This window comes from Luteimonas terrae, assembly GCF_031457535.1.
Taxonomy (GTDB): domain Bacteria; phylum Pseudomonadota; class Gammaproteobacteria; order Xanthomonadales; family Xanthomonadaceae; genus Luteimonas; species Luteimonas terrae_A.
In genome coordinates this window covers 133,192-151,504 of record NZ_JAVDWO010000004.1, presented here as the reverse complement: position 1 = coordinate 151,504, position 18,313 = coordinate 133,192, and the positions used below count along the sequence as shown (strand labels likewise).

The 18,313-nt window shown below is 68.7% G+C and carries 21 protein-coding genes; all 21 read left to right on the top strand.

Features of this window, described 5'->3' with window-relative positions; translation table 11 throughout:
• The first annotated feature begins 27 nt into the window (after nt 1–27).
• Nucleotides 28–513 (top strand): flagellar basal body-associated FliL family protein, encoded by a 486-nt coding sequence (locus J2W68_RS06290; protein WP_310233717.1) that lies wholly within the window; start codon nt 28–30, stop codon nt 511–513.
• Between the two features lie 10 nt (nt 514–523).
• Complete coding sequence (gene fliM, locus J2W68_RS06285) at nt 524–1,534, top strand: flagellar motor switch protein FliM (RefSeq protein WP_310233714.1); 1,011 nt, start codon at nt 524–526, stop codon at nt 1,532–1,534.
• On the top strand, nt 1,531–1,881 hold the full coding sequence (fliN, locus tag J2W68_RS06280; RefSeq protein ID WP_310149434.1) for a flagellar motor switch protein FliN: 351 nt from the start codon (nt 1,531–1,533) through the stop codon (nt 1,879–1,881). The genes fliM and fliN overlap by 4 nt, the downstream gene beginning before the upstream one ends.
• Before the next feature lie 224 nt (nt 1,882–2,105).
• Complete coding sequence (gene fliO / locus J2W68_RS06275; protein ID WP_310233901.1) at nt 2,106–2,498, top strand: flagellar biosynthetic protein FliO; 393 nt, start codon at nt 2,106–2,108, stop codon at nt 2,496–2,498.
• A gap of 1 nt (nt 2,499) precedes the next feature.
• Nucleotides 2,500–3,270: a flagellar type III secretion system pore protein FliP gene (gene fliP / locus J2W68_RS06270; RefSeq protein WP_310233712.1), complete on the top strand. Its 771-nt coding sequence runs from the start codon at nt 2,500–2,502 to the stop codon at nt 3,268–3,270.
• Nucleotides 3,271–3,280: 10 nt separating this feature from the next.
• Nucleotides 3,281–3,550, top strand: coding sequence for a flagellar biosynthetic protein FliQ (locus J2W68_RS06265; RefSeq protein WP_310233710.1), 270 nt, complete (start codon nt 3,281–3,283; stop codon nt 3,548–3,550).
• Between the two features lie 28 nt (nt 3,551–3,578).
• Entirely contained in the window at nt 3,579–4,379 is an 801-nt protein-coding gene (fliR, locus tag J2W68_RS06260) for a flagellar biosynthetic protein FliR (protein WP_310233708.1), read from the top strand.
• 116 nt (nt 4,380–4,495) lie between these two features.
• Nucleotides 4,496–5,632 carry a flagellar biosynthesis protein FlhB gene (flhB, locus tag J2W68_RS06255; RefSeq protein ID WP_310233706.1) on the top strand — a complete coding sequence of 379 codons (1,137 nt, stop codon included), beginning with the start codon at nt 4,496–4,498 and terminating at the stop codon, nt 5,630–5,632.
• A complete protein-coding gene (gene flhA, locus J2W68_RS06250; protein ID WP_310233703.1) occupies nt 5,629–7,713 on the top strand; it encodes a flagellar biosynthesis protein FlhA in 2,085 nt (694 codons plus the stop codon). The genes flhB and flhA overlap by 4 nt, the downstream gene beginning before the upstream one ends.
• Before the next feature lie 271 nt (nt 7,714–7,984).
• Complete coding sequence (gene flhF, locus J2W68_RS06245) at nt 7,985–9,562, top strand: flagellar biosynthesis protein FlhF (protein ID WP_310233899.1); 1,578 nt, start codon at nt 7,985–7,987, stop codon at nt 9,560–9,562.
• A complete protein-coding gene (locus tag J2W68_RS06240) occupies nt 9,549–10,406 on the top strand; it encodes a P-loop NTPase (RefSeq protein ID WP_310233701.1) in 858 nt (285 codons plus the stop codon). Before flhF ends, J2W68_RS06240 begins: the two co-directional genes overlap by 14 nt.
• Complete coding sequence (locus J2W68_RS06235; RefSeq protein ID WP_310233700.1) at nt 10,403–11,167, top strand: RNA polymerase sigma factor FliA; 765 nt, start codon at nt 10,403–10,405, stop codon at nt 11,165–11,167. The genes J2W68_RS06240 and J2W68_RS06235 overlap by 4 nt, the downstream gene beginning before the upstream one ends.
• A 25-nt stretch (nt 11,168–11,192) precedes the next feature.
• Complete coding sequence (gene cheY, locus J2W68_RS06230; protein ID WP_310149411.1) at nt 11,193–11,585, top strand: chemotaxis response regulator CheY; 393 nt, start codon at nt 11,193–11,195, stop codon at nt 11,583–11,585.
• Entirely contained in the window at nt 11,582–12,187 is a 606-nt protein-coding gene (locus J2W68_RS06225) for a protein phosphatase CheZ (RefSeq protein ID WP_310233699.1), read from the top strand. Before cheY ends, J2W68_RS06225 begins: the two co-directional genes overlap by 4 nt.
• A gap of 3 nt (nt 12,188–12,190) precedes the next feature.
• On the top strand, nt 12,191–14,164 hold the full coding sequence (locus J2W68_RS06220; protein ID WP_310233697.1) for a chemotaxis protein CheA: 1,974 nt from the start codon (nt 12,191–12,193) through the stop codon (nt 14,162–14,164).
• 63 nt (nt 14,165–14,227) lie between these two features.
• Nucleotides 14,228–14,968 (top strand): flagellar motor protein, encoded by a 741-nt coding sequence (locus tag J2W68_RS06215; RefSeq protein WP_310233695.1) that lies wholly within the window; start codon nt 14,228–14,230, stop codon nt 14,966–14,968.
• 9 nt (nt 14,969–14,977) lie between these two features.
• The gene (gene motD / locus J2W68_RS06210) at nt 14,978–15,970 is read left to right on the top strand and encodes a flagellar motor protein MotD (protein WP_310233693.1); all 993 of its coding nucleotides are present in this window, start codon (nt 14,978–14,980) and stop codon (nt 15,968–15,970) included.
• On the top strand, nt 15,970–16,749 hold the full coding sequence (locus tag J2W68_RS06205) for a ParA family protein (protein ID WP_310233690.1): 780 nt from the start codon (nt 15,970–15,972) through the stop codon (nt 16,747–16,749). The genes motD and J2W68_RS06205 overlap by 1 nt, the downstream gene beginning before the upstream one ends.
• Entirely contained in the window at nt 16,746–17,516 is a 771-nt protein-coding gene (locus J2W68_RS06200) for a chemotaxis protein CheW (protein ID WP_310233689.1), read from the top strand. Before J2W68_RS06205 ends, J2W68_RS06200 begins: the two co-directional genes overlap by 4 nt.
• 85 nt (nt 17,517–17,601) lie before the next feature.
• Complete coding sequence (locus tag J2W68_RS06195; RefSeq protein ID WP_310233688.1) at nt 17,602–17,928, top strand: STAS domain-containing protein; 327 nt, start codon at nt 17,602–17,604, stop codon at nt 17,926–17,928.
• Nucleotides 17,925–18,290 (top strand): response regulator, encoded by a 366-nt coding sequence (locus tag J2W68_RS06190; RefSeq protein WP_310233686.1) that lies wholly within the window; start codon nt 17,925–17,927, stop codon nt 18,288–18,290. The genes J2W68_RS06195 and J2W68_RS06190 overlap by 4 nt, the downstream gene beginning before the upstream one ends.
• Nucleotides 18,291–18,313: the final 23 nt, after the last annotated feature.

Below are 18,313 nucleotides of genomic sequence, written 5' to 3'. Positions count from 1 at the left end.
CGGTGGATTCCCAACCGGTACAGACCCTTGACCGCCGTCAGCCCCGCGTCGCCCGCGCCGTCCAAGAAACGCCGCCTGCTCATGATCACCATCGGCCTGCTCGTGCTCGCTGGCGCCGGCGGTGCTGGCTGGTACATGTTCATGCACAAGGCGGCAGCCGAAGAGCCGGAAGCCAAGGCAGCGCTGCCTGCGCCCGCCCAATACCTGCCGATGACGCCTGCCTTCGTGGTGAACCTGGACGAGACCCCGTCGGGTCCCGGCTATCTGCAGGTGGAGGTCCAGCTGGTCACCCGCGATCCGCTGGCGGGCGCCGAACTGCAGGCGCACGAGCCGGCGCTGCGCGCACGCCTGCTGATGCTGTTCGCGCAGCAGACCTACGACGGCGTGTCCACGCGCGCCGGCAAGGAGGCGCTGCAGGCGCAGGCCTTGAAGGAAGTGCAGGCGCTGATGACCGAAGAGACCGGCAAGCCGGTCGCCGAAGCGCTGCTGTTCACCAGCTTCGTGACCCAGTGAGCCCGACCCGATGAGCAACGACCTGCTCTCACAGGACGAGATCGATGCGCTGCTGCACGGCGTCGACGCCGGCGTCGTGGACACCGAGCCGGCGCCCGACCCGGGCGTCGCCCGCACCTACGATTTCGCCAGCCAGGACCGCATCATCCGCGGCCGCATGCCGACCCTGGAGATGGTCAATGAGCGCTTCGTGCGCCTGTGGCGGATCGGCCTGTTCAACCTGATCCGGCGTTCGGCGGATGTCTCGGTGCGCGGTATCGACCTGGTGAAGTTCGGCGATTACCTGCACCAGCTCTACGTCCCCACCAACCTCAACCTGATCAAGTTCAAGCCGCTGCGCGGCACCGGGCTCGTGGTCTTCGAACCCAAGCTGGTGTTCGCCGTGGTCGACAATTTCTTCGGCGGCGATGGGCGTTATCCCACGCGCATCGAAGGGCGCGAGTTCACGGCCACCGAAATGCGGGTGATCCAGCTGATGCTCAAGCAGACCTTCGCCGACATGGCCGAGGCCTGGGCGCCGGTGCTGGACGTGGAATGCGAGTACATCAACTCCGAGATCAATCCGCACTTCGCCAACATCGTCACCCCGCGCGAGTACGTCGTGGTCAGCCGCTTCCACGTGGAACTGGAAGGCGGTGGCGGTGAGATCCACATCACCCTGCCGTACTCGATGCTCGAGCCGATCCGCGAACTGCTCGACGCCGGCATCCAGAGCGACCGGGTCGACCGCGACGAGAGCTGGAACATCTCGATGCGGCAGCAGCTGATGAATTCCGAGGTCACCGTGTCGAGCGTGCTGGCCAAACGCAACATCGAACTGCGCCAGCTCACCTGCCTGAAGGTCGGCGACATCCTGCCGATCGACCTGCCCGCCGAAGTGCCGATCTGCATCGAAGGCATTCCCGTGTTCACCGGCCGCTTCGGCACCGCCGGTGGCTACAACGTCGTGAAGATCACCGAGACCCATCCGCCGGGCACCACGCCCGTGCGCCGCACCGAACCCCAGGATCTGCCCGCATGAGTGACCAGGACAACGTGTTTCCACAGAACGCCGCCGCGCCCGCCAAGTTCGACGACCTGCGCGCCGACGGCCCGATCGACGGCGCCGACCTCAACCTCGACGTGATCCTCGACGTGCCGGTGGCGCTGTCATTGGAAGTCGGACGCACGCGCATGCCGATCCGCAGCCTGCTGCAGCTCAACCGCGGTTCGGTCATCGAACTCGAGCGTGGCGCCGGTGAGCCGCTGGATGTCTACGTCAACGGCACCCTGATCGCGCATGGCGAAGTCGTGGTCATCAACGACCGCTTCGGTGTGCGCCTGACCGATGTCGTCAGCCCCAGCGAGCGGATCCGGAGACTGCGGTGACCCCGGCGCGCGTCGAAGCGACGGCGGCGGAAGCCGCCCTGCCGTCGATCGCTGCCGAGATCGGCCTCGAGCCGGAGGCCGACGCCGCCCCGTCCGAGGTCGACGCCGACACCGGAACGACGGCCCTGGCCACAGGCGAAGACGGCGCGGCCGAGGCCGACGGTCCGGCCGATTTCTCGCTGGTGGTCGCCTCGACCACGGCGCCCGCGCGTGCGAACGACACGATCGCCAGCGTCGCACCGCCGGCCAAGCCGATCGTCATCGGCGCGCACGCGCCGCAGGGACCCGGGCTCGGTGGCGCGTTCCTTGCACTGGTACTGGTGCTGGGGCTGATCGTCGGGCTGGCCTGGCTGCTCAAGCGCCTGCCCGGCGGCGGTTTCCGCCAGGCGGATGGGCTGCGCATCGTCGCGAGCATTCCGCTGGGCGCCAAGGAGCGCGCGGCGGTGGTGCAGGTCGGTGACCAGCAGCTGCTGCTGGGCATCGGCGCCGGCGGGGTGCGCACCCTGCACGTACTGCCGCAGCCGCTGCCCGAGGCACCGCCCGCGCAGATGCCGACGCTCAAGAACCTTCCCGATTTCAAGCAACTGCTCGCGCAGCGCCTGCGCAAGGACACCTGACATGCCACGCCGCACCCGTCCGCGCTGGATCGCGCTGGTCGCCCTCGTCCTCGGTCTGCTGCTGCCGCTGTGGGCCGCAGCCGCCACCGGCGCGCCGCAGCTGCCCGCGCTGCCCGATGTGACCGTGGGCCAGATCGGCAACGCACCGGTGAGCCTGCCGCTGCAGACACTGCTGCTGATGACGGCGATCACGCTGATCCCGTCGATGCTGCTGGTGCTGACCGCGTTCACCCGGATCATCGTCGTGTTCGCCCTGCTGCGTCAGGCGCTGGGCACGGGGCAGACGCCGTCGAACCAGGTGCTGGTCGGCCTGGCGCTGTTTTTGACCGCGCTGGTGATGACGCCGGTGTGGGAGGCGGCCTGGAACAGCGGCTTCGGACCCTACCTCAACGGGCAGATCGACTTCCGCACCGCCTGGGACCTCGGCACCGCGCCGCTGCGCGGCTTCATGCTGGCCCAGGTCCGCGAGACCGACCTGATGACCTTCGCCGGCCTGGCCGGGCACAGCACCTACGCTGGCCCGGACGACGTGCCGTTCCAGGTCCTGGTGGCGTCCTTCGTCACCAGCGAGCTCAAGACCGCGTTCGAGATCGGGTTTCTGATCTTCATCCCCTTCATCATCATCGACCTGGTCGTGGCCAGCGTACTGATGTCGATGGGCATGATGATGCTCTCGCCGATGCTGGTCTCCGCGCCCTTCAAGATCCTGCTGTTCGTGCTGGTCGACGGCTGGGTGCTGACGGTCGGCACCCTCGCCGCCAGTTTCAACTGAAGGCGCGCGCATGTCTCCCGAACTCGCTCTCACCGAGCTGCGGCGTGGGCTGGAAGTCGCCCTGTGGGTCGGCGGACCGCTGCTCGCCGTGGTGCTGGTGGTCGGTGTGGTGGTCGGCGTCGTGCAGGCGGCTACACAGATCAACGAGCCCACCATCGCCTTCGTCGCCAAGGCCGCGGCCTTGACGGCGGCGCTGTTCGCGCTGGGCGCGCTGCTGCTCGGTTACCTGGTCGACTACACCATCACGCTGTTTCGCAACATCCCCCATCTGATCGGCTGATACCGCCGATGCGCAGGCACACACGCTGATGGATTCCGCGACCCAGATGGCGATCGATGGCCAGCAGGCCTTCGCCATGATCGGCACCCTGCTGTGGACCGCCCTGCGGGTCGGTGCGCTGCTGATGGCGATGCCGCTGATCGGCACCCGCGCCCTGCCCGCGCGCATTCGGGTCATGGCGGCGCTGGTGCTGAGCCTGGCGCTGGCGCCGCTGTTGCCGGCGCCGCCGCCCTGGACCGGATTCGACGCCGCCACCGTGCTGTCGGTCGCGCGCGAGCTGGCGGTCGGCGCGGCGATGGGGTTCATGCTGCGCCTGGTGTTCGAGGCGGGTGCCCTGGCGGGTGAACTGATCTCGCAGGGCTCGGGCCTGTCGTTCGCGACGATGAGCGACCCTATGCGCGGCGTGCAGTCCGGCGTCGTCGCCCAGTGGTTCTATCTGGCCTTCGGCCTGCTGTTCTTCGCCGCCAATGGCCATCTGGCCGTGGTGGCGCTGCTGGTGCACAGCTACGAAACGCTGCCCATCGGTACCGCCCTGCCCGATGTCCAGTCCACGTTGCGTATCGCGCCGGAGTTCTTCGCCCTGGTGCTGCGCGGCGGCGTGACCCTGGCCCTGCCGGTCATGGTGGCGCTGCTGGCGGTGAACCTCGCCTTCGGCGTGCTCGCGCGCGCGGCGCCCGCGCTCAATCCGATCCAGCTCGGTCTGCCGATCTCGGTCCTGGTCGGCCTGTTCCTGATCGCGATGCTGGCCGGGGAGCTCGGCCCGCCGGTGCAACGCCTCTTCGACAGCACCTTCGACGCCGCCGGGCGGGTACCGCTGGGCGGCCCATGAGCCGGCGGCGCTCGCGCCGAGACGCGCGACGGGCGTCACCGCGTCTGTAGCGGGCAGCCGCACTCGCGGGCACGGCGCTTGCAACGGGAACGTCGACTCCCCGCGCATGCAGGCCCATGGCCGAGAACGAAAACGGTCAGGAAAAGACCGAACTCCCCAGCGACAAACGGCTGCGGGAGGCCCGCGAAAAGGGCAACGTGCCGCGGTCGAAGGAACTGGGCACAGTCGCCGTCTTCGGCGCCGGGGTGGCGTCGCTGCTGACGATGGGCGGCGGCGTGACCGCGCGGGCCAAGGACTGGATGCGTGGCGCGATGACGCCCGATCTCGGCCTGTTGCAGAGCCCGCAGAACCTGTTCGGCTATTTCGGCGAACTGCTGCTGAGCCTGCTGTCGATTCTCGCCCCGCTGATCATCGCGACGCTGATCGCCTGCTTCGTGGCGCCCGCGGCAATGGGCGGCTTCAATTTCGCCACCAAGGGTCTGGTGCCCGATCTCAAGAAGCTCGACCCGCTGGCCGGGCTCAAGCGCATCTACGGGCCGGAAGGCCTCGCCGAATTGCTGAAGTCGATACTCCGCGTGCTGCTGGTCGGCGGCGCCGCCGCATTGTTTTTGTGGCCGGCCATGCCGCGGCTGCGGGCGATGCTGCACCAGCCGCTGGAACAGGCCGCGGCAGGCGGGCTGAAGTTCGCCCTGTGGCTGTTGATGGCCACCGCCGCCGCGCTGCTGCTGCTGGCTCTGGCCGACGCGCCCTACCAGAAGTGGAACTGGCGCCGGAAGCTGATGATGACGCGCCAGGAAATGCGCGAGGAAATGAAGGAAAGCGAGGGCCGGCCGGAGGTCAAGGGACGTATCCGCCAGCTGCAGCACGAGATGTCGCAGCGGCGGATGATGGAAGACATCCCCACCGCCGACGTGATCGTCGTCAACCCCACCCACTACGCGGTGGCGCTGAAGTACGACGGCGGTGCGATGGGCGCGCCCCGTGTCGTGGCGAAAGGTATCGACGAAATGGCGCTGCGCATCCGCGAAGTCGGCAAGCGGCACCGCGTCGCGCTGGTCGAGGCGCCGCCACTGGCACGCGTCTTGTATAGGGAAGCGGAGATCGGTCAGGAAATCCCCGTGAAACTCTACGCCGCTGTTGCCCAGGTGCTCTCCTACGTCTACCAGCTGCGCGACTGGCGGGCGGGCACGCCGCAACCGCAGCTTGCCGATCTGGGCGTCGTCGACGCTGATACCCGCGGTGCAGGCGCATGAGCGCGGTGATCGCGTCCGGCCCCCGCCGCGCATTTGACATGCTGCGCGGCGGCTTGGGTGCGCCACTGCTGGTGATTGCGCTGCTGGCGATGATGGTGGTGCCGCTGCCGCCTTTGATTCTGGACATGTTGTTCAGCTTCAACATCGCGATGTCGCTGGTGGTGCTGCTGGCGGTGATCTACGTCCAGCGACCGCTGGATTTCAGCATCTTCCCGATCGTGCTGCTGATCACCACGATGCTGCGCCTGGCGTTGAACGTGGCGTCCACCCGGGTGATCCTGCTCAACGGCCAGGACGGCCCGGGCGCGGCGGGCAAGGTCATCGAATCCTTCGGCGAATTCGTCGTCGGCGGCAACTTCGCCGTCGGCATCGTCGCGTTCGCCATCCTGACCATCATCAACTTCGTGGTGATCACCAAGGGTGCGGGGCGCGTGTCCGAAGTCACCGCGCGCTTCATCCTCGATGCCATGCCCGGCAAGCAGATGGCGATCGACGCCGATCTCAACGCCGGCCTGCTCAATCGCGACGAGGCCAAGGCGCGGCGCGAGGAAGTCCGCCAGGAAGCCGACTTCTACGGCGCGATGGACGGCGCCAACAAGTTCATCCGCGGCGACGCGATCGCCGGCATCCTGATCATGTTCGTCACCATCTTCGGTGGCCTGGCGATCGGCGTGATGCAGCACGGCCTGCCGGTCGGCGAAGCCGCTGCCATCTACACCCTGCTGTCGATCGGCGACGGCCTGGTGTCGCAGATCCCCGCGCTGCTGGTGTCGTCGTCGGTCGCATTGCTGGTCACCCGCGCCTCGCGCAAGCAGGACATGGGCGGCGCGATGAGCGGCCAGGTGTTCGGCCAGTACAAGGCGCTGACGATCGCAGCGATCATCCTGCTGGTCGTCGGCCTGGTGCCGGGCATGCCCAACCTCGCCTTCCTCAGCCTGGCGGCTGTGGTCGGCTACGGCGCCTGGGTGATGCGCAAACGCGCCCTGGATGCCGAACGCGCCGCCGTCGATCCTGATCTCGCCGCGCTTCCCTCGCCGGAACAGGTGGCCAATGCCGACCTGGGCTGGGATGACCTGCGGCCGGTGGATCCGCTGGGCCTGGAAGTCGGCTACCGGCTGATTCCGCTGGTCGACAAGGCCCAGGGTGGCGAGCTGATGGCGCGGATCAAGGCGGTGCGCCGCAAGCTCACCCAGGACGTCGGCTTCCTGATTCCGCCGGTGCACATCCGCGACAACCTGGAACTCGCACCCACCGCGTATCGCCTGCTGGTCCATGGCGTGCCGGTGGCCACGGCCGAGGTGCACCCCGACCGGCTGATGGCGCTCGATTCCGGCGGCGCCCTGCATCCGATCGACGGCATTCCCGGCAAGGACCCGGCCTTCGGCCTGGACGCGTTGTGGATCCTGCCGCTGCAACGTGCGAATGCAGAAGCCGCGGGCTACACCGTGGTCGATCCGGCGACGGTCGTGGCCACGCATCTGTCGCATCTGGTGCGTGAGCAGGCCCCCGAGCTGCTGGGCCATGAAGAAGTTCAGCAATTGCTGGCCACCCTCGCCCGCAGCGCGCCCAAGCTGGCCGAAGACCTCACGCCCAAGGCACTGCCGCTGGCGGTCGTGGTGCGTGTGCTGCAGAACCTGTTGATCGAGCGCATCCCCGTGCGCCAGCTCCGCCGCATCGCCGAGGCGCTGGTCGAACATGCCGCGCATACCCAGGATCCGGCCCAGCTGACCGCGGTGGTGCGTACCGCGCTGGGCCGCTTCATCGTGCAGGAAATCGCCGGCCCGTCCGAGGAGCTGCCGGTCTACACGCTGGCGCCGAATCTGGAACGCGTCTTGCAGGATTCTGCCCAGGGCGCCGGCGCTGCATTGGAACCGGGCTTGGCGGAACGCCTGCAACAGAGTCTGGCCACGTGCGCCGGGCAGCAGGAAGCCAAGAACGAGCCGGCGGTGGTGCTGGTGCCCGGACAGGTCCGCGCCGCGCTGGCGCGCTTGGTCCGGCACAGCGTCCCCAACCTGTCGGTGCTGTCTTACAACGAAGTGCCGGAAGACAAGCGCTTGAAGCTCCTCGGAACGATCAATTGAACAGCGATAGGTCAAACGTGATGGACGACGCGATGCAGACGGAAGACGCGATGCAGGAGACGACCGACGCAGCGCGGGCGTACCGCCAGGCCATGCAATGGCCGCTGCGCCGACTGCCGACGCCCGCACTCGCGGATCCGGCCGGCCGCCACAGGCAGCTTCCGATGTTGCGCTTCATTCCCTGCGACGGCCCATCGGCCGACCCGCAGGATGCTTCGCCCCGCCGCGCCTCGAACCACTCTTCACGCAACACGAATCACGGGCTCCCGACATGAAAATCCGCCGTTTCGTCGCCGCAGACATGCGCAGCGCCCTGCAGATGGTGCGCGAGGCCCATGGCCCGGACGCTGTGATCCTGTCCAACCGCCGGACCGACGAGGGCGTGGAGATCGTCGCGGCCAGCAACTACGACGAAGGTTACGTGCAGCGCGCCATCGAGGATGCGCAGCGTGAAACGGCGGTGGCCGCGCCGCCTTTGGCCACCATGCTGCGCGACAGCCGGACGGCACGCGACGCCGACGCTGCGCTGGCGCCGTCCGAGCGCTGGCTCCGCGACCTTACGGCTCCGAGTCCCCCGCCGGCATCGCCGGCCCCCGCCCAGCCCACGGTACGGCCCGAGGCCAGCGTTCGCCCGGCAGCGCCGGCGTCCGCGTCGCCGGTTACTGCGGCCCCGGGCCCGGTGCCGGCCGCGTTTGCGCCGCCCGCCGAGCTGGCGCGCTTCGATCTCGACGGCCCCACGTTCGCCGAGCTTCTGGCCGCCGGCCATCGCGACGACACGCCGACGTTGCCCAGACCGCCGGCTGCCGCTGCGGTCGCCGCGACACCCCGCCCCGCGATCGTTCCCGAGATGACGGACGTTGCCGCGGATGACGGTTTTTCGTCGCCGATCGTGCCCGAGCCGGTCGTGCTGTCGGCCGTCCCGACCCTGCCGGCCCCCTCGAGCGACAGGGAACTGGCGCGGATGCGCGACGAGCTGGCGCAGATGCGCATGATGATCGAGCGCGAGATGGCCCGTCTCACCGACGAGCGCCTGCGCGGTTCGCCCGCCCGCGCCCAGGCCATGGAGTTGATGGAGGATTACGGCTTCGACGCCGGCATCACCCGCGACACCGTGTTGCAGATTCCCGCCGACACGCCCGATTCTCGGGTGCGCGGCCTGATGCTCGCCCTGCTGTCCAAGCGCCTGCCGGTCTGTCCGATCGACCCGCTGAGCGAAGCGGGCGTGATCGCCCTCGTCGGTCCCACCGGTGCCGGCAAGACCACGACCATCGCCAAGCTGGCGGCGCTGTATGCGTCCCAGCACCAGGCGCGCGATATCGCCCTGGTGACGACGGACACTTCGCGCATCGGTGGACGCGAACAGCTGCACAGCTACGGCCGCCAGCTCGGCATCGCCGTGCATGAGGCCGATAGCGAAACCGGCCTGGTGCAGTTGCTGCAGAAGCTGGAGGACTACAAGCTGGTGCTGGTCGACACCGCGGGCCTGAGCCAGCGTGACCGTGCGCTGGCCGGCCAGCTGAACTGGCTGCGCGCCGCCCGCAACGTGCGCACCCTGCTGGTGTTGCCCGCCAACACCCATTTCGCCGATCTCGACGAGGTTGTCCGCCGCTTCGAAAGCGTGCGCCCGCAGGGCGTGGTGCTGACCAAACTGGACGAAACCGGCCGTCTCGGCAGCGCCCTTTCAGTCGCCGTCGACCATCAGCTACCGCTGACCTGGGTGACCGATGGCCAGCGCGTGCCCGAAGACCTGCACCGGGCCAATGCCGCCCATTTGGTGCTTCGCCTTGAAGATCTGCGCCGCGATGCCGATAAGCCGATTGTCCCGGAACATAACCATGCCGTCGCCTGAGCTGCTCCCGATGTCCTCCGCTCCCTTCCAGCCCGTCCGCACCTTGGCCGTCACCGGCGGCAAGGGCGGCGTGGGCAAGACCAACGTGTCGGCCAATCTGGCCGTCGCGCTGTCGGGCATGGGCCAGCGCACACTGCTGCTCGATGCCGACCTGGGCCTGGCCAACGTCGACGTGCTGCTGGGCCTGTCGCCCAAACACACGCTGGCCGATCTCGTGGCCGGACGCTGCGAGCTCGACGACATCATCCTCGAAGGGCCCGCAGGCGTGCTCGTGGTCCCGGCCGCTTCCGGGCGTCGACATATGGCCGAGCTGCGCCCTGCCGAACATGCGGGGCTGGTCAACGTGTTCAACGACCTGCAGCGTGACCTCGACCTGCTGGTCGTCGACACCGCGGCCGGCATCACCGATTCGGTGTTGACCTTCTGCCAGGCCGCGCAGGACGCGATTGTCGTGGTCTGTGACGAGCCCGCCTCGATCACCGACGCCTACGCGCTGATCAAGGTGCTGGCGCGCGAGCGCGGCGTCGACCGGGTACAGGTGATCGCCAACATGGTCCGCAGCCCGCAGGAAGGCCGCAACCTGCACGAGAAACTTTCGCGCGTGTGCGAGCGCTTCATCGGCGACGTGTCGTTGAACTATCTGGGCGCCGTGCCGCAGTGCGACTGGCTGCGCATGGCCGTGCAGCGCCAGCAGGCGGTTGTCACCGCCTATCCGGGCAGCCCGTCGGCGCGCGCACTGATCGAGATCGCGCAGCGCGTATCGCGATGGCAGGCCCCGACCGCGCCGCGCGGCCACGTGGAATTCTTCGTCGAACGCATGTTGAGACAGGGAGCAGCTGCATGAGCCTCGCCGCACGCCAGCAGTACCAGTCGGTACAACGCGCCGTCACCACCGACGTCGATCCCCTCGTGCAGCACGCCGAACTGGTGCGCCGGATCGCCCACCACCTTGCCGCGCGCCTGCCGGCCAGCGTCGAAATCGACGACCTGATCCAGGCCGGCATGATCGGCCTGCTCGAGGCCTCGCGCAGCTACGACGCCGACCAGGGCGCCTCGTTCGAAACCTATGCCTCGATCCGCATCCGCGGCTCGATGATCGACGAGATCCGCCGCGGCGACTGGGTGCCGCGTTCGGTGCACCGTCGCGCCCGCGACGCGGCCTCGGCGATCCGTTCGATCGAGCAGACCACCGGACGCGCCGCGAGCGCGCACGAGGTTGCGGCGAAACTCGAGATGCCGCTGGAGGATTACCAGCGCCTGCTCGAGGACGCCGCACGCGGCCAGGTGCTGAGCCTGGACTCGCACATCGAAGACCACGGCGAAGTCGAACCCGTCAACCGCGGCGGCGGCCCCACGCCCCAGGAAAACCTGGTGCGCGGCGAGTTTGGCCGCGAACTGATGGACGCGATCGGCCACCTGCCCGAGCGCGAGCAGCTGGTGCTGTCGCTGTACTACGAACAGGAACTCAATCTGAAGGAAATCGGCGCCGTGCTCGGCGTCAGCGAGTCGCGCGTCTGCCAGATCCACGGCCAGGCCGTGGTGCGCCTGCGCGGCCGTCTCACCGCCTTCGAACTCGCCGACACCGGATACGGTGCCGACGACTGATGTCACGCTCACACTGGAGTCCGTTTTGAACAAGAACATCCGCATCCTGGTCGTCGACGATTTCTCGACGATGCGCCGGATCGTCAAGAACCTGCTGTCCGATCTCGGCTTCAACAACACGGTCGAGGCGGAAGACGGCAACAGCGCCCTCGCGGTGCTGCGTCAGGACGCAGTCGAACTTGTCGTCACCGACTGGAACATGCCGGGCATGACGGGTATCGAGCTGCTGCGCGAGATCCGCGCCGACCCCAAGTTCCGCGCCCTGCCGGTGCTGATGGTCACGGCCGAGGCCAAGCGCGAGCAGATCATCGAAGCCGCGCAGAACGGTGTGAACGGCTACATCATCAAGCCGTTCACGGCGCAGACCCTCGAAGAGAAGCTCGGCAAGATCTTCGAACGTCTCGGGACCGCGGCATGAGCACGCCCGACATCGAACGCACCAAGCTGGCCGGCCTGCTCAACGACGCGCTCGAAGCACTGGAGCGCGGCGACGAGGACGGCTGGCGCAAGCAGGTCGACGCGCTGGCGAGCGCCCGCGCGCGCACGCTTGTCACCGGTCTCGGTCGCCTGGCGCGCGAGCTGTCACAGGCGCTCGACACCCTGCCCCCGCCGCCGGGTGAGGGCGTCAACGGGCTCGACGACGCCTGCTCGAGGCTCGACCACGTGGTCGAAATGACCGAACAGGCCACGCATCGCACGCTCGATCTCATCGACGACAGCCGTGCGCTGGTGGCGCGGCTGAAGGAAGGCCCGCTGGACCATACGCAGACCGACACGGTCGAATCCCTGCGCGAGAACCTGCGCGAGATGGCCCTGGCGCAAAGCCACCAGGACCTGGGCGGGCAGATCATCCGCCGCGTGGCAGGCATCGTGCGCGGCGTGCACGAGGGCTTTGGTGCACTCGGCCTGCCGCCGAAGGAAGACAACGCGCGCGGCAACGGCCCGGCTGTCTCGGGGCTGGACCGCAACACCGTCGGCCAGAGTGACGCCGACGATCTGCTTTCGAACCTGGGGCTCTGAGCCATGCAGGCGCCCGAGATCGTCGCCGACTTCGTGCTCGAGGCACGCGAACTGCTGGACGACCTCGGCGGACAGCTTGTCGGCCTTGAGCAGACACCCGGCGACCGCGAACGTCTCAATGCGGTGTTCCGCGCGTTCCACACGCTCAAGGGCGGTGGCGGGTTTCTCGGCGCCACGCCGCTGGTGCAGCTGTGTCATGCCGCCGAGGAAACCCTTGGCATGGTGCGCGCCGGCCAGGCGGCGCTGCTGCCGCGTCACTTCGACGCCGCGCAGCAGTCGCTGGACTGGCTGCAGGCGATGGTCGATGCGATCGAATACCAGGACACCATCCCGAGCGCGCCGGACGCACTGATCGCCGGCTTCGCGCCGTTCGACATCCCCGCGGCTGCGCCGGTGCGCGCGTCGGCGCAGCCCCAGGCCGCGCCCGCAGCCGGCGGCGACGGCATGATCACCGACGACGAATTCGAGTCGTTGCTCGACCAACTGCATGGCGAACGCGCACCGGGCCTGCAGACCAGCCCCGCGCCCGACCCGGGCATGATCGGCGACGACGAGTTCGAAGCCCTGCTCGACCAGCTCCACGGCGCAGGCGTGCCGGGTGCGTCTGTTGCCGCAGCGCCGACCGCCGCCGCTCCGCCTGCCGACGACATGATCGGCGACGACGAATTCGAGGCCCTGCTCGACCAACTGCATGGCGGCGCCGCGCCGGGCACGGTCGCGACGTCGGCTGCCGCGGCACCCGCGGTGCCTGCTGCCATCGCACCGCCGCCGCGTCGTCCACCACCGCCGCAGTCGGCCGCCAGCGCGGATGCAGCGGCGGCGCCGACGGAGCGCGAACAGACCGTCCGCGTCGACACCAAGCGCCTCGATGTCATCGTGGATCTGGTCGGCGAACTCGTGCTCGCACGCAACCGGCTCAAGACCCTGCGCACGCGTCTGCGCGACGAGGATCTCGACCGCGCGGTGACCACGCTCGACAACGCCACCGCGCGCCTGCAGAGCGCGGTCATGCGCACGCGCATGCAGCCGGTCGGCAAGGTGTTCTCGCGCTTCCCCAAGCTCGCCCGAGACGTCGCGCGCGCGCTCGACAAGGAAGTGGACCTGGACCTGGTGGGCGCGGAGACCGAGCTCGATCGCAACCTCGTCGAGGCATTGGCCGATCCGCTGATCCATCTGGTGCGCAACGCGATCGACCATGGCATCGAAATGCCTGCACTGCGCGAAGCCACCGGCAAGCCGCGCGCCGGCCGCGTACGCCTGAGCGCGCAGCAGCAGGGCGACTACGTCGGCATCGAGATCCAGGACGACGGCGCCGGTATCGATCCCGAACGTCTGCGTTCGAAAGCGCGCGACAAGGGCCTGATCGATGCCGAGTCGGCTGCCAGGCTCAGCACCGAGGAATGCCTCCATCTGATCTTCATGGCGGGCTTCTCCACGCGCGACGAGGTCAGCGACATCTCCGGCCGCGGCGTGGGCATGGACGTCGTGCAGTCGCGCATCCGCGAACTCGGCGGGCAGATCCAGGTGACCTCCGAGCTCGGCCGCGGCAGCCGGTTCTCACTGCGCGTGCCCTTGACCCTCGCGATCCTGCCGACCCTGCTCGTGCACGCCGCGGGCGATGCCTATGCGCTGCCGCTGGCCCGCGTGCAGGAAGTGCTGCACGCACCGTCGCGCACGGTGAACTGGTTCGACGGACGCGCTGCGCTCGACCGCCGCTCGCACACGCTGTCACTGCTCGACCTGCGCCACTGGCTGGGCACATCGGCGCAGGAAACGACCCTGCTGACCATCGTGGTCCTGCAACGCGGCGACAGCCGGTTCGGCCTGGTCGTCGATGAAGTCCGCGGCCGCGAGGAAGTGGTGATCAAACCCCTGCCCAGGGCCCTGCGCGGGCTGCCGGGATATGCCGGGGCCACGCTGATCGGTGACGGGCGCCTGGCGCTGATTCTCGACGTCGACGCGCTGCGCCTGCGCTGATCGCCGGGCGCTGCTTGCCAGCGCCCCATTCAAGTCCTTCCAGTCTCCGCCGATACCTACCCCATGGACCTTTTCAGCGTCGCCGGACTCGTGCTTGCCCTGATCGCGATCATGGGCGGCAGTGTGCTCAAGGGCGCGGGCCTGAGCGCGCTCTGGTCGCCCGCCGCCTTCCTGATCGTCATGGTCGGCACGGTCGCGGCGATCATGCTGCATACGCCGGGCAGCACCCTGAAACACGCCTTCAAGATTGCCGGCTGGGTGGTCAAGCCGCCGGTGTCTGATCGCGCGGCGCTGATCGCGCAGCTCATCGAGTGGAGCAATGTCTCGCGCAAGCAGGGCCTGCTGGGGCTGGAAAGCCATGTCGCAGCGCAGACCGATCCGTTCCTCAAGAAGGGCCTGCAGATGCTGGTCGACGGCGTCGAGCCCGAGGCCATCCGGCACATGCTGGAGATCGAACTGCAGGGCGAGGAACACCACGACCTCGCTGCGGCCAAGGTGTTCGAAGGCATGGGCATCTATGCGCCCACGCTGGGCATCGTCGGCGCGGTGCTCGGGCTGATCGCGGTGATGAAGAACCTCGCCGATCCGAGCAAGCTCGGCCACGGCATCGCCGCCGCGTTCACCGCCACGATCTACGGCATCGCCTCGGCCAACATGTTCTTCCTGCCGATGGCGGCCAAGCTCAAGAGCGTGATCGGTCGACGCAGCGGCGAGCGCGAGCTGGCCATCGAAGGACTGATCGCGATCGCGCAGGGTGAGAACCCGCGCAACATCGAGGCTCGGCTCGCCGGCTTCCTGCACTGATCCGCAGACATGGCACGCAAGAAGCCCCATGAGGACCACGTCAACCACGAAGCCTGGGCCATCCCGTATGGCGACCTGGTGACGCTGCTGCTCGCGTTCTTCGTGGTGATGTACGCGATCTCCTCCGTCAACGAAGGCAAGTACCGCGCCGTCGCCGCATCGCTGGCGAGTGCGTTCAACGCACCGCCGAGCACGCTCGATCCGATCCAGATCGGCGACAACCAGAAGATGGAAGCGTCGATCGGCAAGCCGACGCCGGTGCCGCGTGGCGCCCGGCAGGGGCCTTCCTCGCAGCCGATGCTCGACTCGCCGCTACGGCCGATCCTGGAATCCAAGCTGCGCGCAGACCGGATCGGCGACAGCGGCGCCGACGCCGCATCGATCGCCGCGTCCCGCAACCAGCTCGCGGGCCTGGCACTGCAGCTCGAAGACACGCTGTCGGAGATGGTCAAGGCGCGCCTGATCACCGTGCGCCGGTCCGACCTGTGGCTCGAGGTCGAGATCAACAGCGACCTGCTGTTCGCGAGCGGATCGGCCACCCTCGAATTCCGCGCCCGCGAACTGCTGGGGCGGCTTGCCGTGGTGCTGCGCGACCTGCCCAACCCGATCCGCATCGAGGGCTACACCGACGATCGGCCGATCGCGACCGCCCAGTTCCCGTCGAACTGGGAGTTGTCGGCGGCGCGCGCGGCCAGCGTCGTCCATCTGTTCGTCAGTGAGCGCTTCGCACCCGAACGCCTGGTGATGGTGGGATATGGCGAATACCGTCCAAAGGCCGACAACACCTCCGATGCCGGCCGCAACGCGAACCGGCGCGTGGTGCTGATGGTGCTCGCCACGCAGGACACCGCGACTGCACCGCGCGCCGCGTCTGCCCCGGCGCCAGCGTCGCCACCGCCGGCGCCCGCCTACCCGGCGGCACCGGTGCCGCAGCCTGCCGTTGCCGACTCTTCCACCGTCCCTCCCCCCATTTCTTCCCCCCCACCGCAAGGAGACAGCTGATGCGTGTCTGGGCGATTGCCAACCAGAAGGGAGGCGTGGGCAAGACCACGACCTCACTCGCCCTCGGACGCGCCATGGTGGCGCGCGGGCTGCGTGTGCTGCTGGTCGATCTCGACCCGCACGCATCGCTGACGCGCGCCTTCGGCGTCCCGAGCGATCCACCTCCGTCAGGCGTCGTCGACCTGTTCGGCGCACCGCCGCCGACGCTGGAGTCGCTGATGCGGGCGTCGCCGACCGAAGGCCTGGACTTCGTCTGCGCGCAGACCGCGCTCGCCACACTGGAGCGGCGCAGTGCCACCCAGCCGGGCCTGGGTCTGGCGCTGTCGCAGGCCATCACCCGCCACGGCAACGGACACGACGCGATCCTGCTCGACTGCCCGCCGACGCTGGGCCTGCTGATGGTCAACGCCCTGGCCGCGGCCGATCGCCTGATCGTGCCCACGCAGTGCGAACCGCTCGCGCTCTACGGACTGGCGGGCATGGTCCGCACCGGCGAGATGGTCGAAAAGTCCCGTCAGCGACCGCTGCCGGCCTCGATCATTCCGACGATGTACGACCGCCGCACGCGCATCGGCCGCGACACGCTCGCGCAGCTGCAGGACGAGTACCAGGGCCGCATTTGGAGCGAGGCGGTGCCGGTCGACACACAACTCAGCAATGCCGACGTGCTGGCCTGCCAGGTGTTCAGCGGCGACATGCCGGGCCGCGCGATGTCAGCCTATACGCGCGCCCTGGATTGGCTGCTCGCGGAAGAGCAGGCCGTGGAGCAGGCGGCATGAGCGCGGCCGGGATCGTCGACGATTATCTGGGCATGCTGCTTGCGGCGCCGGCTGCTGCCGCGCCGCCGGCGCCACCGATCGCGCCCGTCGCAAAGCCCGAACCCGTGACCGCCCCGCCCCCGCGTCGCGCGCCCCTGCCCGCCCCGCCGCCGGCGGTGACGCCGCCTGCGGAGCTGCGTCACCCCGTGGCACCGGCAACACCGCGCGCGATCCCTGCGCCCAATGCCGCGCCGGGCGCGAAGATCTCCATCGCGCCGCTGCCGCGCGTTCCCGGCGAGGTGAGCGATGCGACACAGACATCTCCCCAGCAACGCAGAAGCGCCGACCGCCTGGCGCGATGGCTGCGTCTGCGCTGCGGCCCACAGGCCTATGCGATCGAACTGCTGAAGATCCGCGAGGTCGTGCTGCCCGCGCCGCTGCTGTCGCTGCGTGGCGCCGCGCCGTGCGTGCTCGGGGTCATGAACCTGCGCGGGCAGGTGGTGCCGGTGGTCGACCTGGGCCTGCAGCTCGGCGCAGCGCCGGTGAAGGAAACCCTGCTCACCCGCATTATCGTGCTCGACGACAACGGCGACGTGCTCGGCCTGCGGGTCTCGGCCGTGGAGGACGTCGTGCTGATCGGTGACGCACAGATCGAAGGCACGCATACCTCTCGGCTGGCGCCGGTCGGCGACCACCGCATCCGCGGCATCGCACGCCTGGGCGGCATGGTCACCCTGCTGCTGGACTCGGCCAAGCTCATGGCGATTCCGCTGTTCTCGTCCGACTGATCGGCCGAACTCGCCGGCGCGGCTAAAGATCGTCGCCGCGATGCCGCTATTTCTGACCACCCCCTTTGAATTTGTCGGAGATGTGATGGACACCGTGCACCTAGGCGATGACCTCGGGATCGAGGCCAGCACCGGCCTGAAGGAACGGCTTGCGCCCTACCTGGACCGTGTGGACGCCGTCGTTCTCGACGCCGCCGACGTGCGGCGGGTGCATACCGCCGGCATGCAGGTGCTGTGCGCCTTCTTTGCAAGCCGGGCCGGCATCGGCCATCCCACCCGCCTTCAGGGCAGCAGCGAGCAAATGCTCGATGCCGCCCGGCTGCTCGGCCTGGGTCCGGTGCTCGGACTCGGTGACGGCAGCCCAGATCCCTCTAACGCAACAGACGCAAGCACAGTGGAGAACGCCGCATGAGCGCACGCATTCTGGTAGTGGACGATTCGGCCTCGATGCGCCAGATGGTGGCCTTCGCCCTGACCTCGGCCGGTTTCACCGTCGACGAGGCCGAGGATGGCCAGGTCGCGCTCGGGCGTGCCCAGGGCCAGCGTTTCAACGCGGTGGTCACCGACGTCAACATGCCGAACATGGACGGGATCTCGCTGATCCGCGCCCTGCGCGGCATCCCCGACTACAAGTTCACCCCGATGCTGATGCTGACCACCGAGTCGGCCGCCGACAAGAAGGCGGAGGGCAAGGCCGCAGGCGCGACCGGCTGGCTCGTCAAGCCGTTCAATCCCGAGCAGCTCATCGCCACCGTCCAGAAGGTGCTGGGCTAAGCCCGGCCGCCCTCCCTCACACC

Bases quoted from the DNA above. Each gene is read 5' to 3' on its own strand.
- fliM (WP_310233714.1), top strand. From the start codon at position 524: ATGAGCAACGACCTGCTCTCACAGGACGAGATCGATGCGCTGCTGCAC.
- fliN (WP_310149434.1), top strand. From the start codon at position 1,531: ATGAGTGACCAGGACAACGTGTTTCCACAGAACGCCGCCGCGCCCGCC.
- fliP (WP_310233712.1), top strand. From the start codon at position 2,500: ATGCCACGCCGCACCCGTCCGCGCTGGATCGCGCTGGTCGCCCTCGTC.
- J2W68_RS06265 (WP_310233710.1), top strand. From the start codon at position 3,281: ATGTCTCCCGAACTCGCTCTCACCGAGCTGCGGCGTGGGCTGGAAGTC.
- fliR (WP_310233708.1), top strand. From the start codon at position 3,579: ATGGATTCCGCGACCCAGATGGCGATCGATGGCCAGCAGGCCTTCGCC.
- flhB (WP_310233706.1), top strand. From the start codon at position 4,496: ATGGCCGAGAACGAAAACGGTCAGGAAAAGACCGAACTCCCCAGCGAC.
- flhA (WP_310233703.1), top strand. From the start codon at position 5,629: ATGAGCGCGGTGATCGCGTCCGGCCCCCGCCGCGCATTTGACATGCTG.
- flhF (WP_310233899.1), top strand. From the start codon at position 7,985: ATGAAAATCCGCCGTTTCGTCGCCGCAGACATGCGCAGCGCCCTGCAG.
- J2W68_RS06240 (WP_310233701.1), top strand. From the start codon at position 9,549: ATGCCGTCGCCTGAGCTGCTCCCGATGTCCTCCGCTCCCTTCCAGCCC.
- J2W68_RS06235 (WP_310233700.1), top strand. From the start codon at position 10,403: ATGAGCCTCGCCGCACGCCAGCAGTACCAGTCGGTACAACGCGCCGTC.
- J2W68_RS06225 (WP_310233699.1), top strand. From the start codon at position 11,582: ATGAGCACGCCCGACATCGAACGCACCAAGCTGGCCGGCCTGCTCAAC.
- J2W68_RS06220 (WP_310233697.1), top strand. From the start codon at position 12,191: ATGCAGGCGCCCGAGATCGTCGCCGACTTCGTGCTCGAGGCACGCGAA.
- J2W68_RS06215 (WP_310233695.1), top strand. From the start codon at position 14,228: ATGGACCTTTTCAGCGTCGCCGGACTCGTGCTTGCCCTGATCGCGATC.
- motD (WP_310233693.1), top strand. From the start codon at position 14,978: ATGGCACGCAAGAAGCCCCATGAGGACCACGTCAACCACGAAGCCTGG.
- J2W68_RS06205 (WP_310233690.1), top strand. From the start codon at position 15,970: ATGCGTGTCTGGGCGATTGCCAACCAGAAGGGAGGCGTGGGCAAGACC.
- J2W68_RS06200 (WP_310233689.1), top strand. From the start codon at position 16,746: ATGAGCGCGGCCGGGATCGTCGACGATTATCTGGGCATGCTGCTTGCG.
- J2W68_RS06195 (WP_310233688.1), top strand. From the start codon at position 17,602: ATGGACACCGTGCACCTAGGCGATGACCTCGGGATCGAGGCCAGCACC.
- J2W68_RS06190 (WP_310233686.1), top strand. From the start codon at position 17,925: ATGAGCGCACGCATTCTGGTAGTGGACGATTCGGCCTCGATGCGCCAG.